The 16,444-nt window shown below is 42.5% G+C and carries 13 protein-coding genes; 8 read left to right on the forward strand and 5 right to left on the reverse strand.

What is annotated here, in order from left to right; genetic code table 11:
- The first annotated feature begins 559 nt into the window (after positions 1–559).
- Complete coding sequence (locus tag QT327_RS03525; protein ID WP_149106065.1) at positions 560–1,648, forward strand: serine hydrolase domain-containing protein; 1,089 nt, start codon at positions 560–562, stop codon at positions 1,646–1,648.
- 28 nt (positions 1,649–1,676) lie between these two features.
- On the opposite strand, the gene QT327_RS03530 is transcribed toward QT327_RS03525, so the two are convergent.
- From QT327_RS03530 to QT327_RS03545, 4 genes are all read right to left on the reverse strand, one after another.
- Positions 1,677–2,177 carry a GNAT family N-acetyltransferase gene (locus tag QT327_RS03530; protein ID WP_289552030.1) on the reverse strand — a complete coding sequence of 167 codons (501 nt, stop codon included), beginning with the start codon at positions 2,175–2,177 and terminating at the stop codon, positions 1,677–1,679.
- A gap of 1,001 nt (positions 2,178–3,178) precedes the next feature.
- A complete protein-coding gene (locus QT327_RS03535; protein ID WP_149106067.1) occupies positions 3,179–3,991 on the reverse strand; it encodes a DUF4249 domain-containing protein in 813 nt (270 codons plus the stop codon).
- A gap of 17 nt (positions 3,992–4,008) precedes the next feature.
- Positions 4,009–6,333, reverse strand: coding sequence for a TonB-dependent receptor (locus QT327_RS03540; RefSeq protein ID WP_149106068.1), 2,325 nt, complete (start codon positions 6,331–6,333; stop codon positions 4,009–4,011).
- Positions 6,334–6,392: 59 nt separating this feature from the next.
- Positions 6,393–6,617, reverse strand: coding sequence for a hypothetical protein (locus tag QT327_RS03545; protein ID WP_130856679.1), 225 nt, complete (start codon positions 6,615–6,617; stop codon positions 6,393–6,395).
- 301 nt (positions 6,618–6,918) lie between these two features.
- Between QT327_RS03545 and QT327_RS03550 the strand changes: the two genes are divergently transcribed.
- A complete protein-coding gene (locus tag QT327_RS03550) occupies positions 6,919–7,995 on the forward strand; it encodes a sensor histidine kinase (protein WP_149106069.1) in 1,077 nt (358 codons plus the stop codon).
- A complete protein-coding gene (locus QT327_RS03555; protein WP_149106070.1) occupies positions 7,992–8,708 on the forward strand; it encodes a LytR/AlgR family response regulator transcription factor in 717 nt (238 codons plus the stop codon). Before QT327_RS03550 ends, QT327_RS03555 begins: the two co-directional genes overlap by 4 nt.
- 260 nt (positions 8,709–8,968) lie before the next feature.
- Here the strand turns inward: QT327_RS03555 and QT327_RS03560 are convergent, their stop codons facing one another.
- A complete protein-coding gene (locus tag QT327_RS03560; RefSeq protein WP_149106071.1) occupies positions 8,969–10,066 on the reverse strand; it encodes a Fic family protein in 1,098 nt (365 codons plus the stop codon).
- A gap of 458 nt (positions 10,067–10,524) precedes the next feature.
- On the opposite strand from QT327_RS03560, the gene QT327_RS03565 reads away from it, so the two are divergent.
- From QT327_RS03565 to QT327_RS03585, 5 genes are all read left to right on the forward strand, one after another.
- Entirely contained in the window at positions 10,525–11,103 is a 579-nt protein-coding gene (locus QT327_RS03565) for a Crp/Fnr family transcriptional regulator (protein WP_130856675.1), read from the forward strand.
- Positions 11,104–11,488: 385 nt separating this feature from the next.
- Positions 11,489–12,178 carry a hydrolase gene (locus QT327_RS03570; RefSeq protein ID WP_130856674.1) on the forward strand — a complete coding sequence of 230 codons (690 nt, stop codon included), beginning with the start codon at positions 11,489–11,491 and terminating at the stop codon, positions 12,176–12,178.
- A 57-nt stretch (positions 12,179–12,235) separates the two neighbouring features.
- Positions 12,236–14,011: an amidohydrolase gene (locus QT327_RS03575; RefSeq protein ID WP_289552032.1), complete on the forward strand. Its 1,776-nt coding sequence runs from the start codon at positions 12,236–12,238 to the stop codon at positions 14,009–14,011.
- 43 nt (positions 14,012–14,054) lie between these two features.
- The gene (locus tag QT327_RS03580) at positions 14,055–15,419 is read left to right on the forward strand and encodes an alginate export family protein (protein ID WP_289552033.1); all 1,365 of its coding nucleotides are present in this window, start codon (positions 14,055–14,057) and stop codon (positions 15,417–15,419) included.
- A 100-nt stretch (positions 15,420–15,519) separates the two neighbouring features.
- Positions 15,520–16,275 carry a M17 family peptidase N-terminal domain-containing protein gene (locus tag QT327_RS03585; RefSeq protein WP_289552034.1) on the forward strand — a complete coding sequence of 252 codons (756 nt, stop codon included), beginning with the start codon at positions 15,520–15,522 and terminating at the stop codon, positions 16,273–16,275.
- Positions 16,276–16,444: the final 169 nt, after the last annotated feature.

A 16,444-nucleotide genomic window follows, 5' to 3' on the forward strand; every position in this document is an offset into this window, starting at 1 on the left:
CAGTCGGTGAATTAAATTTTTCACTTTTCTTTCCCCTTGGAATGGGAAAAGAAACAAAGGATCAAGGCTGCATAATTTTCGCTAAAAAAATTTGCCCCTTCACACAACAGCGCGGAGCCGTTCGTCCCTCACTTCTTCACACTGTTTCTTTTCCTCACTATGCAAATTTTTCTTAACGCTCATCTTATGAGGCCGTTTTGTCCTACACGCGAGAGCCCCGTGTGATTTCATCACGCGCAACACACAACAGGCAACTCAACAACTCAACCGCTTCCCTACTCAACTATTTAACTTCTCAACAACTTAACTACTCAACAACTCAACCACTTCCCTATCCAACGGTTCAACGCCATTGACTAATTGACCAATTAACTAATCGGCTAATTGGCTAATTGGCTAACCGGCTAGTCAACAACTCAAAATAACGAAGACCAAAAGCGAACATTTGCTGTTCGAAAACGTGCAATGAAAAGGAGCAAAAACACAATCAAGACACTCAAAAACAACTAATTATAATTATGGCATTTAATTCGTGTGCGTTTAGCAAACAACACAAATTATGTTAAACACGCTATCTATTTTTAATACAGTGAGAACTTTTATATGGATTGCTTATTTCCTGCTTCTGACAACTGACTCATTAGGCCAGTGGAAGCATACCGAAAAGTTTATCGATAAATATGCAAAAGCGAACCATTACAATGGAACCATTTTAGTAAAACAGGCAAACAAAACATACCTGAAGAGTTTTGGAACGGCCAATTTCCAATTTGACGTACCCAATCAACCGGATACGAAGTATAAGATTGCTTCCATTACCAAGCTGTTCACAGCTGTTCTGATTATGCAATTATACGAAGCAGGTAAATTGGACCTACATGCTACGATAAAAACGTATTTACCCAATTACACCGGAGCAGCCGGCGATAAGGCAAGCATTTTTCACCTTTTAACCGCCACCTCCGGTATAGAAAACAGCGAGGCCGGCGAAAACCCGAATGAAGTACCTTCCATGTTTTTGAAGAAGTACACCACCGACGAAATTTTACAGCGATATTGTAGTGGCAAAATGGAAAATGAACCCGGCAAACATTATAGTTACAATAATGCAGATTATGTGATCTTAGGCAAAATTATTGAGGCAATTTATGGTAGGCCTTATGAAGAAGTATTGAGAACCCAACTATTGCAGCCCTTGAAGATGCATCATTCGGGGATGTGCTCCTATCAGCAAGTAACAGAAAATCTAGCCGCTGTTTATAGCATAGATGAGAGCTCCAAAGAACTAAAAAACGATCCATTTTATTATATCGAAAACTTCTATTCAGCCGGAGCGATGTACTCCACCGCCGAAGACCTTCTATTGTTTTCAGAAGCGTTATATAACGGTGGATTACTTGCTAATTCCAGTTTAAAGATGATGCTGACACCCTATTTAGAATCCTATGGTTTCGGTTTATGGATCCGAAAATTACAGATCAATAATCGCGAAGTTGTTATGAATGAGCGGCAAGGTTCCATTTGGGGAACAACAACACGGCTGCTGTATATCCCACAGGAGAAAATTACGATTATACTCCTTACCAATATGTATACCACCAGCCTCAACACCTTTCAAAACGAGATTATAAAGACCTTAATTCATTAGCCAGAACACATTAACCGGTTATTATACATTACCGTCGCGCGCTACGCAACATGGGCCGTAAAACCGGTGAATTGCCTGATTGGATTTCGCCAATAACTTCAAAACCATGTTGCTCATATAGTGGTATATTCTTCGGGTTCGAAGATTCAAGATAGGCGATCAATCCATCCCTGTCGACGGTCTTGAGCGCCTCCGCCATCAATGCGGAGCCCACTCCCGCCCCTTGAAAGGCCGGGTCTACACCTATCATCGGCAAATACCAGTGCGGCTCGGTTGGATGAAATTTCTCCATCTGTTCAAAAATCCCCGGCATATCTTTTTTCACCTCCCCTTCCACATTTTCATCGAACAGCTTCATTAAAGCTTCCTCATCAGATCGGGCACCGGGTCGCAGCCACAAAGCAGCACCGGCAAAGCCATTAGCCAGGTAGGCTGTCCCCTCAGTAAATGAGTTTCCGCCAAAGGCCTTGGCTAAGGCGGGAAATACGGCTAAATATTTTGCGGGGTCCGGTAAAGACCAGCGCGCCATCGGATCAGCGCTGAAAGCTAAAGTCAATGCAGCGAAGGCACCTGCTTCGTCCGATATTTGAGCAATCTTGATCTCCATAGGCCATTTCTTATTTCCAAGCTCGTTGGTCTATCCAATAATAAACACCGTTCTCCCCGGTTTGTTTCTTTTGAGGTTTTTATTGTTATCCCTTGCTATGGTTTAGCTATCGGATGTCAGCGATCAATAGGTGTAAGCTTTTAAGGCCGTATGCTATAAGCTGTAGGCTTTAGGTATCACCAGCCCCATCATGACATTAGCTCATCATCACATTAGCTCATTGGCTATTTCCAGCTTTCAGCCATCAGTAGTCAGCTTTCCGCTATAAGGGACAACAAAAAGACTCATCATTCAACACTCATAACTCATCACTTATAAAATGCTCATCATCACATTGGCTCATTGGCTATTTCCAGCTTTCAGCCATCAGCAGTCAGCTTTCCGCTATAAAGGGCGGCAACAAAAAATTCCTGCCTACCGGCAGGCAGGCATCGCTCATCATTTGTATCGGCTTTTCTTCTAATTTTCATTGTTATTTTTTTTAATTAAAATTTTCATTTTCTTTTCCCCTTGATGGGAAAAGAAACAAAAGGATCAAGGCTGCATAATTTTCGCTAAAAAATTTACCCCTTCACACAACAGGCAACTCAACAACTCAACCACTTCCCTACTCAACTATTTAACTTCTCAACAACTTAACTACTCAACAACTTAACTACTCAACAACTTAACTTCTCAACAACTTAACTTCTCAACAACTTAACTACTTCCCTATCCAACGGTTCAACGCCATTGACTAATTGACCAATTAACTAATTGGCTCATCGGCTAATTGGCTCATCATCACATCGGCTAATCGGCTCATTAACTAACCTCACAACGAATAACGAGCAACCAATAACGAATAACTAATAACTAATAACTAATAACTAACAACTAACAACCAATAACGAGCAACCAATATCCAACAAACTCCATCAATACTATTTCACCGTTATACTTTTTCTTTCCGTGGTATGTGCACTAAAATATCCCAATGATGTGGGTGTGATATTCGTAGGTGGGTCTGCCGGGGTTACGCTTCCGCCCGGGCCATCGCTTCCCTGCTGCGAGGCCAATGAATACCAATAGGTGTAAATTGGCTTATCGATACATTGCATCTCCACCTCAACACGGTCGCCCGGAAGTACTTCTAAATCATCGTCATCATCGCCTAAAGGTAGATCCAATTCAACAGAACGTCCGTCGCTAAACCGATCGTCATTCACAAAATCGCGTTTAACAAGTACGCCGTTCAAGTATAAGACAAACCGGTATTGATTAGAAACGCCCGCAGGATCCTGATAATGGACACTGATTATCCGCGCATTTTCATGTTCTCCGAATTCATCCTTTCGGGCGGTTATCGAATCCAATTTTACCGGGGAAGGCATTTTTGACCGGGCACTAAACGTTGTATCTCCCGTAAGCACCTTCAACGAATAAGTTCTTCCATAAACACCAGCCACCGTATCGGTTGTATATATACCGGCGGGGCCCTCCTTAAATATATAAGTGTTACCCGCGTCGTCTTCCACACTAACTTGCGCTCCCGTCACAGGGGGATAGGTATTTGGTTCCGAGAAACGAACGTTGGTGCTAAGCCGAACAGTTTGCGCCCCCTGTTGATCATGAAAGTTAGCCTCTATCACCAGGCGTCCTATATCATCTCGTAGCTCGAGTTCAATCACCCTTTCGCAGGAGCTTAGAAAAGAAACGATAAGGAGATAAATGATGCAGTTTATTGAATTTTTCATCCGTGCTTGTATAAATGTTAAAATTTAAAGTTCCAGGTTACAGAAGGTATCGGTATGGGAAACAGACTCGTCCGTACCGCCTCAGTAGTATTTGGATTGGTCTTGCTATCCCGAAAAGTAATTGCATAAGGATTGTGGTAGCCATATACGTTGTAAATACTAAAAGTCCAGCTCGAGTGATAGCGCTTATGCTCTTTTCCTTCCAGCGTAGCCCCTATATCCAGCCGGTGCGTAGCGGGTAGGCGATACCCATTGCGTTCCGAATAAGAAAACCTGGTTCGATCGCCGAGGCTATACTTGCCGGTAGGATAAGTAACCGCATTGCCCGTTCCGTATATAAACGTACCGGAGAAAGTCCAACGATCGTTTAATTTGTAAATTCCCACGATTGAAAGATCATGCGTTCTATCCTGCCGTGCAGGGTAATAATTACCTTGGTTTATTGCATCAAACTTTCTTTCCGTGCGTGATAAGGTATAACCGATCCAGCCATTGAGTCGGCCGTGTCTCTTTTTTACAAATAACTCCATGCCGTAAGCCCTTCCCGTACCATAGGTTAACTGTGATTCAGCATCCTGATTAACCATCAGTTCAGCACCGTCTTTATAGTCAATCTGGTTTTGCATCCATTTATAATAAACTTCAGCAGAGAATTCGTAATTATTATCGCTGAAATTCCGGAAATATCCGGTTGATAGCTGATCGGCAATTTCCGGCTTAATATTATTACTACTCATTACGTACAGATCAGTAGGCGTACTACTGGTAGAGTTGCTGAGCAAGTGTATATTTTGCGTATTGCGATTATAGGACAGTTTAACCGAAGTCCGATCGTTCAACAGATAACTAGCAGAAAACCGTGGCTCCAGCATAAGGTAGGATTTCACCAGATCGCCTGAGCCAACTGCTGTAGTTGTTGAGACCGTCCCATCCGGATTGTATGTTTTAAACGTTCCGGGGCCCATCACAAACATCCCATTCAAGCGTAGCCCATAAAGCAATGTAAGCTTATCAGTTGGCTTCCACTCGTCGCTCGCGTAAATTGCAGCCTCATAACCGTACCGATCTTCAACATGAAGATCATTAAAACTGGAATTAGCGCTAGCACGGACATCACCCGGCGATATTTTGTGATGCACTACATTTGCGCCAAATTTGATGGCATGTTTACTATTTAGTGTGTACTGAAAATCCTGTTTCAGATTAAAATCCCGTATACGCGAGGTAATCTTAACATCCTCCTCATTTTGAAACTGTTGAACGGCGTACCGATAATTACTGTAAATCAGGGAAGTATTAGAAAACAGCTTACTGCTGAACAAGTGATTAAACCGTATAGTAGCCGTGCTGTTGCCCCAATCCGTCCCGAAGATATCCTGCACGCCCAATACGTCCTTACCGAAATACCCCGATAAATAGAGCGCGTTCTTGTCGTCAAAATGATAATTGGCTTTGGCGTTCAGATCATAAAAATATAAGGTACTGCTATTAACCGTAGAATCCGAAGAAGCCTTCAGAAATAGGTCCACGTATGTCCTGCGGCCGCTTATCATAAAAGATCCTTTATCTTTCACAATCGGCCCTTCCACCTTTAAACGCGAAGCAATCAATCCCAGGCCACCCTCAACGGTAAATCTTTTATTATTACCCTCATTCATCTTTACATCAAGCACAGATGATAAGCGCCCTCCGTATTCAGCGGGCATCCCACCTTTATAAATACTCACGTCTTTGATGGCGTCCGAATTAAAGGTAGAGAAAAAGCCCAGTAAATGAGATGCGTTATAGACAGGCGCTTCATCCAGAAGAATAAGGTTTTGGTCGGCAGCACCACCCCGAACGTAGAACCCCGTGTTCCCTTCTCCTCCCGATTTAATGCCGGGCATCAGCGTGACTGTCTTTAAAATATCCCGCTCACCCATTACCACGGGCACCATATTGATCTGTGCCATATTGAGTTTCTCTACCCCCATCTGTGGCGATCGGATTTGATCATGATCTGAACGATCTGCCCGGATAACCACTTCCTCTAATGTACCCCTCGGTGTAAGCGATACGTTCAACGTTTGATTGCCATGCAATGAAACCTTTTCAACAACCGTTTCATAGCCTATATAACTAAACAACAAGGTGTGTTCTCCTTCCGCGGGGGAGAGCGAATAAAAGCCATAGCTATTGGTGGTAGTACCTAAAGCACTAAAGCCCTGCACCCTTATGGACGCCCCGATAAGGGTCTCTCCCGTGCTGGCATCTTTGATCGTTCCATGGATCGTGAATTTCTTTTGCGCATAGCTACTTAAGCCTGGAAGTAGCAGGATAATTAAAAACAGTGATCTACTCATTAAATATAATTGATGTCGGTGAATGTGATACGTTGCTATTAGCCGAGGGTAGTTACTCGTTATAATTCATAAGCCATGTTTTCGCAGCAGATCCCTTCTGCTCGTAATAATTTTTCAATTGTTCGCGGATGCAGATCGGTTGAGACAAGCCGCAAGACTCTGTCGCAATCCGTAAGATCAAAACTCCATTGCCTAACCTTACCGGTTGATTCTAAAAGAGCGGCTAGCCTATTTACATCGTCCATACAATCAACGTCTGTTTTAAAAATTAGCACCTGATCCATAATCTCTTTTTTATTTGAAAAATCCCGCCTGTTGCTCGGAATTAGTGTGGGACAAATGTATATGGCGGTATCATGGCCGGCTGTTTTTTTATACAAAGGGGGATGGTTTTTTATACCAAATCCGGCTATTGGTCTCATTTGTATACCATCCCCGAAAGACCGGTCAGAAGCATCCCCTAATACGGTGAAAATGGTAGGTTTATATAAAAAAAAGGTACGTTTGTATAAAAATCAGTTTACGACAACAATCTTTTACCTTACTTTGGTATAGCATAATTGGGTGTGCTCACGAATATTGTAAATGAAAGACAATTCCTCCCGACAACACTGGTTTGTAGATTTTCTTGTCGAAGACAATTATCGGATTTATCGGCATTTACTGATCTGGATTTACATCATCTTAACTGAAATTCCGAATTTCAATGGAACAAAGAAGTATGCAGGAAATTACGACCTATTTTATGGTGCTACAAAATTACTGCTATTTATACCGATGGTGTATATGAATATGTATATTCTTGTTCCCAAGCTATTGTTCAAAGACCGTTATTTCGTTTACTTATTTACGATCCTGATGATGATCCTGATCATGATATCGATCATGCAGGTGCTGTCAAACGGTATCTTCGACTACTTTTTCAAAACCTATCGATTGACAAACGATCAGGAGAATTACGGCCCACTTGCTACCATCATAGATAATTTGAACATATTGGGCATAGCCGTAATAGCCTCCACCTCAATTAAGCTATTGCAGCGGTGGAAAAAAGACTCCACACGGATTAATGATCTGGAAAAAAACACCTTGCAGATTGAGCTTCGCGAACTAAAAAACCAGATAAACCCACATTTTCTGTTTAACATGCTCAACAACGTCAATGTACTGATTTCAAAAGATCCACAAAAAGCCTCAACCGTTATCAAGAAACTGTCCCAGTTTTTGCGTTATCAACTCTATGAAACTCGTGGACAGACCGTATCATTACAGTCAGAAATTGAATTTTTACGGGATTTCTTAGCACTGGAAAAAATTAGGCGTGACGAATTTAGCTTTGAAATTACCAACGAACAACCTACCGATTTATTGGACACTTCAATACCCCCCGGTCTTTTTCTTACTTTTGTAGAAAACGCCGTGAAGCACAGTGCAGATACCGAAGCGCCTTCGAGCATTTCATTATGTTTTAAAAACATCGGAAAAAGGTTGATCTTTACCTGTGTCAATACAAAACCGAATGAACCTTTTTTTATACGAACGGGTGGGCTGGGACTTGCCAACATCATTCGTCGATTAGATTTATTATATGGAAAGAGCTACAAACTTGACATCGACAATGGGGACGATTTATATAAAGTAATCTTAAGTATACCGATATGAATTGTATTATCGTCGACGATGAGCCATTGGCCAGGGAAGGGATACTATTGCACCTGCAAGGAATTCCGGATATCGTCATATTAGGCAGTTTCAACAGTGCAAGAAAAGCCCATGATTTTATCAGCAACAATCCCGTCGATCTTATTTTTTTAGATGTAGAGATGCCTGGAATAAACGGGGTAAATTTTGCCGCATCACTTCCGAAGGAAATATTAGTGATTTTTGTTACCGCCTACTCCGAATATGCTTTAGAAAGTTATGAAGCCGATGCGATCGATTACCTCGTAAAGCCGGTTGAAAGAGAACGATTAGAGCGGGCCATCGCAAAGGCGTTTTTCTATCGCGGTCTTTTAGACAAGCAAGGGGTTACAGAAAGTATCGAAAGTGATTTTATCCTTATAAAAGCCGAGCGGCGCTACCACAAAATTTTCTTCGACGATATTTTGTATGTTCAGGGATTAAAAGATTACGTCGTGATCTTTACAGAAAATAACAAGATCGTCACCGCCATGAACCTGAAGACAATTTCCGGTTACCTAAAGCCCGGTCGTTTTGTCAGAGTGAGTAAATCTTACTTGGTAAACCTCAAGCGCATCGATTCGTTTGATGTGCACACTATTTATATAAAAAATGCCGAAATCCCAATCGGCGAAGTTTTCAAGCGGGCTTTTTTTGAAATATATCTAGGTAAAAATCTCCCCGATAGCTTGTGATTAGCTGTCAGCTATCAGTAGTCAGCTTTCGGATGTCAGCTTTCGGATGTCAGCTTTCGGATGTCAGCTTTCGGCTTTACTTGGTGTTACTGCTAATAAGGTTTATGCTATAAGCTCTAGGCTTTAGGCAGCACCAGCCATCATCAAATTGGCTAATCATCACATTGGCTAATTATTTCAGCTTTCGGCTATAAAGGGCAGCAACAAAAAAATTCTTGCCTACCGGCAGGCAGGCATCACTTATTTCCACGAACGCCTATTTACAAAACCAATTCGTACCTAACAGATCTGCCGGCACCAATTTGATTTAAAATCCCTATAGCATGCAAATGCTGTAAATCTCGCGTAGCAGTTGCTTTAGAAGTTTTGGCTATCGCCATGAACTTTTTAGCCGTCATTCCACCTTCAAAGCCCTCCAATCCATTTTCGAGCATTCGTTTAATGACCTTTAATTCCCGCTCATTCAGAAGAGCGGTAAACCGATCAAAAAATTTGGCCTTTTTTACGGTGAACTCAACCAGCTCTCTCGCATTCCGTTGTGCCTCTACTATAACCTGCGTAAAATAATGAATCCATGCTGTTAAGTCTAAGCCCGCTTGTGCCTGCTTTAGTGCATCGTAATATTGCTTTTTGTCTTTTTCAATGGTTTTAGATATGGACAGCAAAACAGGGCTCCCGAGTGTGTTGGAGAGTGTATATTCGGCCAGGGCTCTTCCAACGCGTCCGTTTCCATCTTCAAAGGGATGGATAGATTCAAAATAAACATGGGCTACTGCAGCCTTTAACAAAGCCCGCATGATGTCGTCTTTTACGTCAAAATGATCGCGGTGAAACCAGTCCATAAACTGTTCCATCTCTTTTGGCACTTGGGAAGATGGAGGTGCCTCGTAATGTATAGTCTCTTTTCCATAAGCGCCCGAGACAACCTGCATCGGCTCTTCACCTTTACGCCATTCGCCTCCACTAATTTTGGGAAAGCCCTCCATTAAAAGTTGATGCCAATGCCGGATCATATTGAGAGACAACTTTTCCGCAGCATCTGTTCTAACAGTGGTCATCAATTTAGCTATCCCGGTCGCTCGCTTATCGCGAACGGGAGCTTCATCATTTAACCCTAAATTTCTCTTGATAGAAGACATAACATCTTCACGGCTCATATATTCTCCTTCGATTTCAGATGTTTTGATGGCCTCTGCTATCAGAACCTCTATTAGAGCTTCCTGCCTCAACTCATCATTCAAGCCGGTTATAAGACCACCTATCAAGCCGAGTTCCTTAGCAAATGCAACACCGGTAGATGCCAGGTGTGTTGTCGAATAGGTAAAATTGGGCCAATCTTTATATTGCCAGTTGTACATAATGAGCCGATTAGCATAATTAATCGGCTCAAATATAACGTTTTTTTGAGCCGATTAAAAGAAATAATCGGCTCAGGTCTTTGCTTTTTGTTAGACTTTCGCACTCATCATCACATTGGCTAATTATTTCAGCTTTCGGCCATCAGCAGTCAGCTTTCCGCTATAAGGGACAACAAAAAAAATTCTTCATTCAACACTCATAACTCCTGCCTACCGGCAGGCAGGCATCACTCATCACTCATCACTTATTTGCGTCGGCTTTCAGTCGCACTAGCTTATTATCACATTGGCTCATTGGCTCATTGGCTAATTATTTCAGCTTTCAGCCATCAGCTTCCCGAAAGAAAATTAAGCCGTATATTTACACGCTCATAGAAGCGCAGACTGGATAAGCAATTACAGCAGCGGAAACATTTTAAAAAAGCAATCGGCCAAAATTGAACTGCTAATACAGATTTATGTATTCAAATATTATTAACAATGTAAGCAAGCATATTACATTAACCAAAGATGAAACGCAATTCTTCACCGAACTGCTAACTTTCAAGAAAGTACCTAAAAAAACTATTCTGCTTCAACAAGGTGAGATTTGCAAATTTGAAGTTTATATCCAGAAGGGCTGCATCAGGTCCTATTATATTGACGAAGATGGCCTTGAAGTAACACTTTTATTTTCAGTAGAAGATTGGTGGGTAAGTAATATGGCCTCGTTTCACGAACAAACGCCTTCACAGATGATTATTGAAACCATGGAGGACTGCGAGCTCTATATAGTGACCCCCCAAACCAAAGAAATACTTTTAAAGAAGATCCCTAAATTCGAACGATTCTTCCGCATCATCGTACAGCGCCATTTATGTACGTTTCAAAATAGAGTGCTCCATACGATCTCCAAGAGTGCAACAGACCGCTATTTAGACTTTTTGAAACTATACCCCGGCATCCCCACAAGAGTGGCACAACACTATATCGCCTCCTACCTAGGTATATCGGCTGAGTTTCTAAGTAAAATAAGAAAGCGTCTTTCCGGAAAATAAGTTAGCGGACAACATAGCAGAATAAGCTCGAAATTCCGGTTTTTGCTGAAATTAACGTTATATAAAAAAACACCTGCGGCCAATACTCCACGTAAAGCAAAGCTATTTGTTTTGAATTGATCCCATACCACCTTCACCTGCCATCCTAAAGCGAGGTCGATTTTTCGAAAATAAACATACCGCATTAAGCGGAAAGCGCCCTACTCCGAAGTGTCACATAAAAACTTTATGGACTTATCATTTCTTGAACCAGTTCAATGGAAAGCGCCCGTAGAGTCCCTAGTTTTGCTTAACAAAAAGCTTTGTACACGAACCTCTTAAAAAACATATCAAACACAAGGCAGAAACACAATTAATTATAGCAATCACAACAACAAAAACTAAAATGAAAAAGTTACTTTCCACATTCGCTGTCGTATCATTTTCAATAGCGGCATTTGCGCAAAAACCAAGCCCCGAGCTACTAAACCCTACCAACCATACGTTGGTAATGATTGATCACGAAGGGCAAATGTCTTTTGCCACGAAGAGCATTACAATGGATGAATTGAGGAATAATGTCGGTATTGTAGCCGGTGCCTCCAAAATATTTAAAGTGCCCACGGTTGTCACCACTGTGGCCGAGAAATCATTTAGCGGACCGGTATTTCCCGAGATAGAAACGTTCTATCCACAATCTACAAGCGGTTATATAGACAGAACCACCATGAACACATGGGAAGATACAAATGCACACCAAGCAATTACCGGAAAGAATAAAAAGAAAATTGTTTTCGCCGGGTTGTGGACCAGTGTTTGTATCGTAGGCCCTACATTATCCGCCATCAGCGAAGGATATGAAGTGTACGTGATTACAGACGCTTGCGGCGACGTCAGTAAAGAGGCGCATGAGCAAGCTGTTACCCGTATGGTACAAATGGGTGCAAAACCCATAACTGCTATTCAGTATCTGTTAGAATTGCAACGCGATTGGGCAAGACAGGAAACCTACAAACCTGTAACCGATTTAGTAAAAAAATATGGCGGTGCGTACGGCCTCGGTATACTATATGCCCACGATATGCTAAAACACTAATTCTATCAATCGAAGCAGGCTTAGTTCCTGCTTTTGCATTAAATAACAGTTCACAACATGAATATAGTTAAAACGCTACCTCTCTTATTTCTACTTTTCAGCTCTATTGCGGTACACGCCCAAGAAGCGGACATCGTTATCATTAACGGAAAAATCACGACGCTCAGCGATGAAAACGCGGAAGTACAGGCAGTGGCCGTCGCCGGCAACAAAATTCTACAAACCGGAACCAACGCTCAAATACTCAAACTGAAAACAAGCAAAACAAAGGTAATAGACGCCCGTGGAAGCCGTATTATCCCCGGTTTATTTGACAGTCACTTGCACGTTATCCGTGGCGGCCGTTTCTATAATACCGAACTACGCTGGGATGGTGTTACTTCGCTAAAAAAAGCCCTGCAAATGCTCAAAGAGCAGTCGGCCCGCACACCCGAAGGGCAATGGGTTCGCGTAGTAGGTGGTTGGAACGAATACCAGTTTGAAGAAAAACGATTACCCACTTTGGCAGAAATCAATGAAGCTACTGGCGATGCACCTACCTTCATTCTTTACCTGTATGGCAAGGCCTGGCTCAACAAGGCAGGATTGAAAAAATTAGCCATCAACGGCGACACCCCTAATCCCTTCCAGGGTTTGATTGAAAAAGACACCGAAGGTAACCCCACTGGGCTCCTAGTAGCAGAGCCGAACGCATCGATCTTATATTCTACCTTGGCAAAACTGCCCGAGCTTTCGCACGATGAAAAGGTAAACTCAACGCTGCAATATATGACGGAACTCAACCGCTTGGGAGTAACCGGCGTAATGGATGCCGGTGGCGGTTTCCAAAATTTTCCGGATGATTACGGCATTACCGACGAGCTGAATAAAGAAGGAAAAATAACGGTACGTTTGCCTTATTACCTCTTTGCCCAGAAAAAAGGTACAGAGCTTGCCGATTATAGCAAATGGACAGGAATGGTAGAAATAGACGATCACGGGCACAACGGTTTTAACGATGTAGATTATTATGTAGAAGGCGGCGGTGAGAATTTGGTAATGGATGGGGCCGATTTCGAGAATTTTCTTTTCCCCCGCCCCGAACTACCACCTACCATGGAAAAAAACATGAAGGAAGTACTCTCATTATTAGTAAAAAAACGGTGGCCATTTCGTATTCACGCCACCTATAATGAAAGCATCACCCGCTTCCTGAACGTGATTGAAGATATTGACAGGGAGACACCACTCAATGGGCTGGTTTGGTTTATTGATCACGCAGAAACTGTAACAGATGAAAACCTCAAACGTATAAAAGCGCTGGGCGGTGGTATAGCCGTGCAACATCGAATGGCCTATCAGGGCGAAAGCTTCATCCACCGTTATGGCAAAAAAGGTGCATTGGCAGCTCCGCCCGTGAAACGTATGTTAGCACTTGGGCTACCCGTAGGTTTAGGCACAGATGGAACCCGCGTAGCAAGCTACAATCCGTGGGTGGCCTTGTATTGGATTACTTCAGGTAAAACCATTGGCGGCACACAGGTAATGGCAAAGGATAATACACTGGACCGAAAAACCGCATTGGGTCTTTTAACGTACGGAGGGTACAAGTTGATTAAAGACACGTTAAAAGGAAAGATTGAAAAAGGATATTTCGCCGACCTGGCGATCCTCGATAAAGACTATTTCACGGTAAACGAAGAAGAAATCAAAAACATCACTGCTAAGCTCACCATTGTAGACGGAAAGATAGTATACGGAAACGAAGAATACAAAACCGTAGCACCCGCTACACTTCCGGTTATCCCCGCCTGGTCGCCCGTGAAGTATTTTGGCGGATACCAGAAAAATTAAGGTTTTAGCACCATCCGAAGTTAGGTATTCTGAAAGTCAACGTATGAGGTCTATTTTATTATACTTGTTCTTATTGTCTGTACCGATGCATATGCTGGCGCAGCGTTTTCAGCTGATGCGGTATGATGAAGATTATTCAGCACTGAAAGACAGTACAAGAACTTTTTACAACAAGATAAAATACATCCCTCTTTCCCAAACCGGTGCTATTTACCTTTCACTTGGGGGCGAAGTACGCGAAGAATTGGATTACTCCGCCAATGAAGACTGGGGAGAAATGCGCGTTGGTCGAGATGTTTTTTTGCTTCAGCGTTATCAAGTCCACGCTGATTTGCATGTGGGAAATCGCATTCGTTTTTTCGGGCAATTGCGGAGCGGTTTAGAAAATGGACGCAAGAACGGTCCGCGCCGTATTGACGAGGATAAACTAAATGTCGAAAATCTCTTTGTTGATTTTCTGGCCTATCGCAAATTGGATAAAGTGCTTACACTTCGCGTAGGCCGGCAAGAAATCCAATATGGCAGCGGTCGTTTGATTGACGTACGAGATGGTCCTAATCTTCGTCTTTATTTTGATGGAGCTAAACTTGCTTATGCATCACCAAGCTTAAATGTTGACGCTTTTGTTATGGCGGAGGCCAAAATAAACACTGGCTTTTTTGACAATAGCTCCACACGTGAAGCCAACCTTTGGGGTATGTACGGTACTTATATTATTCAGCAAAGTGGCAATCTTGATTTTTATTACCTCGGCATCAACCGTGCCGATGCCACGTTTGATGAAGGTGTAGCCAAAGAATCCCGGCATACACTCGGTGCCCGGTTTTGGAGAAGAGGCGGTGGTTTTATATATAATTTTGAAGGAGCCTATCAGTTCGGAAAATTCGGTATCGGCAATATAAAAGCGTGGACAGCATCAGCGGAGGTGGGCTATATGTTTGAATACATACCGGGGGCTCCTACCATAAACCTTCGCCACGATTACATTTCAGGCGACAAAACCAAGGGCGATGGTACATTGGGAACATTTAATCCCTTATACCCAAAAGGGGGGTATTTTGGATTCAACCCCCAAGTGGGCCCCGTAAATTTAATAGACCTTCATCCTTACCTTGCATGGAATGCCGCTAAAAACGTAGCACTCACGTTGGATGTTGTGTTCAACTGGCGCTATTCTTTGCAAGACGGCGTTTACCGTCCCGATGGATCGTTCAACATGTCGTCTTCAAACTCCGCAAAAAGATACATCGGAACGGCATACCTCACAAGTGTATCCTGGGATATAAATCGTTTTTTAAATTTCAACATCGGCGTACAATACTTTAAAACGGGAGATTACATAAAGGACGTAATACCGCAGTATAAAGACGGCTTCTTTGCAAGTTCCGTCGTCGGATTTAAATTTTAACCAAAATGAAAGATAAACCGCCCCTATCTCCGCCGTTCTAATACACAGAGTTAACATGCCTGTATTACTGTTATTAACAATAATATTAAATCGTATAAAAATGAAAAATCAACAACTCAGCTTTATTAAAGCAGTGACTTTACAAACCCTATGGATGGTATTTTTCGCTGCAGAGAGCATGGCTACCTTTGCGCAAACCGTTTCCACAAAAACCACACAAGCAAGCCCCGTAGGGACCTCAAAAGAGTGGGGCAGTGTTGATGGGATTTCATTAATCGGTTTGGTACAAGGGCCTTCCGCTGCCGTGGCCGATTTACAGATAGCCTGTGTGTTTGAATATACAGAAGGAGATATATTTAATTCTCCACCTGCCTTACCTGCTGCTCTTAACGGGTTGGTTCACCTTGACGAAGCACTGAAAGGTCAGCTCACCGAAATTCGTAAAACAGGTAAATTTTATGGGCACTTTCTGGAAACTTTTCTTATTACCCCAGACGAAAAAGTGCTAGGCGCAAAAAAACTATTGCTGATAGGGCTTGGTAACCGAAATAATTTTAACGAAGACATTATGATTTCCGTGGGAGCAATTGCCGCTCGTGAAGCCTTGAAACTAGGTGTTACTAACATAGCATTTGCCAGTGATTTGAAGGATGCGGGTATTGACAGTAAAACAGCCGTGGTATCCGGAAATGTGGTAAAAGGCATCATCAACGAATACCGCACACAAAATGGTTTAAAAATGCAAAAACTCGCTCAATTTAAACCGCTGAAAAAAGTATACCTTCTTGCCGGGCCCTCGTTTTTTGAAACAGCAGGTAATGGCATCAAGGAAGCCATCACCACTTTCAAGAATTGATAACCCCCGGTTTTCTCACAGAATCTTTGCCGGGCGCACTGCTCGGCAAACTTAGCAGACAGTAAACTATAGTCTTTAGCTATCGGATTTCGGCTGTCGGATGCCAGTCAGCTTTCGGCTTTACTTGGTGTTACTGCTAATAAGGTTTATGCTATAAGCTCTAGGCTTT

It is taken from the genome of Olivibacter sp. 47 (genome assembly GCF_030372825.1).
Classification (GTDB): domain Bacteria; phylum Bacteroidota; class Bacteroidia; order Sphingobacteriales; family Sphingobacteriaceae; genus Olivibacter; species Olivibacter oleidegradans.

Coding starts and splice junctions, on each gene's coding strand:
- QT327_RS03525 (WP_149106065.1), top strand. CDS start 560: ATGTTAAACACGCTATCTATTTTTAATACAGTGAGAACTTTTATATGG.
- QT327_RS03530 (WP_289552030.1), bottom strand. CDS start 2,177: ATGGCGCGCTGGTCTTTACCGGACCCCGCAAAATATTTAGCCGTATTT.
- QT327_RS03535 (WP_149106067.1), bottom strand. CDS start 3,991: ATGAAAAATTCAATAAACTGCATCATTTATCTCCTTATCGTTTCTTTT.
- QT327_RS03540 (WP_149106068.1), bottom strand. CDS start 6,333: ATGAGTAGATCACTGTTTTTAATTATCCTGCTACTTCCAGGCTTAAGT.
- QT327_RS03545 (WP_130856679.1), bottom strand. CDS start 6,617: ATGGATCAGGTGCTAATTTTTAAAACAGACGTTGATTGTATGGACGAT.
- QT327_RS03550 (WP_149106069.1), top strand. CDS start 6,919: ATGAAAGACAATTCCTCCCGACAACACTGGTTTGTAGATTTTCTTGTC.
- QT327_RS03555 (WP_149106070.1), top strand. CDS start 7,992: ATGAATTGTATTATCGTCGACGATGAGCCATTGGCCAGGGAAGGGATA.
- QT327_RS03560 (WP_149106071.1), bottom strand. CDS start 10,066: ATGTACAACTGGCAATATAAAGATTGGCCCAATTTTACCTATTCGACA.
- QT327_RS03565 (WP_130856675.1), top strand. CDS start 10,525: ATGTATTCAAATATTATTAACAATGTAAGCAAGCATATTACATTAACC.
- QT327_RS03570 (WP_130856674.1), top strand. CDS start 11,489: ATGAAAAAGTTACTTTCCACATTCGCTGTCGTATCATTTTCAATAGCG.
- QT327_RS03575 (WP_289552032.1), top strand. CDS start 12,236: ATGAATATAGTTAAAACGCTACCTCTCTTATTTCTACTTTTCAGCTCT.
- QT327_RS03580 (WP_289552033.1), top strand. CDS start 14,055: ATGAGGTCTATTTTATTATACTTGTTCTTATTGTCTGTACCGATGCAT.
- QT327_RS03585 (WP_289552034.1), top strand. CDS start 15,520: ATGAAAAATCAACAACTCAGCTTTATTAAAGCAGTGACTTTACAAACC.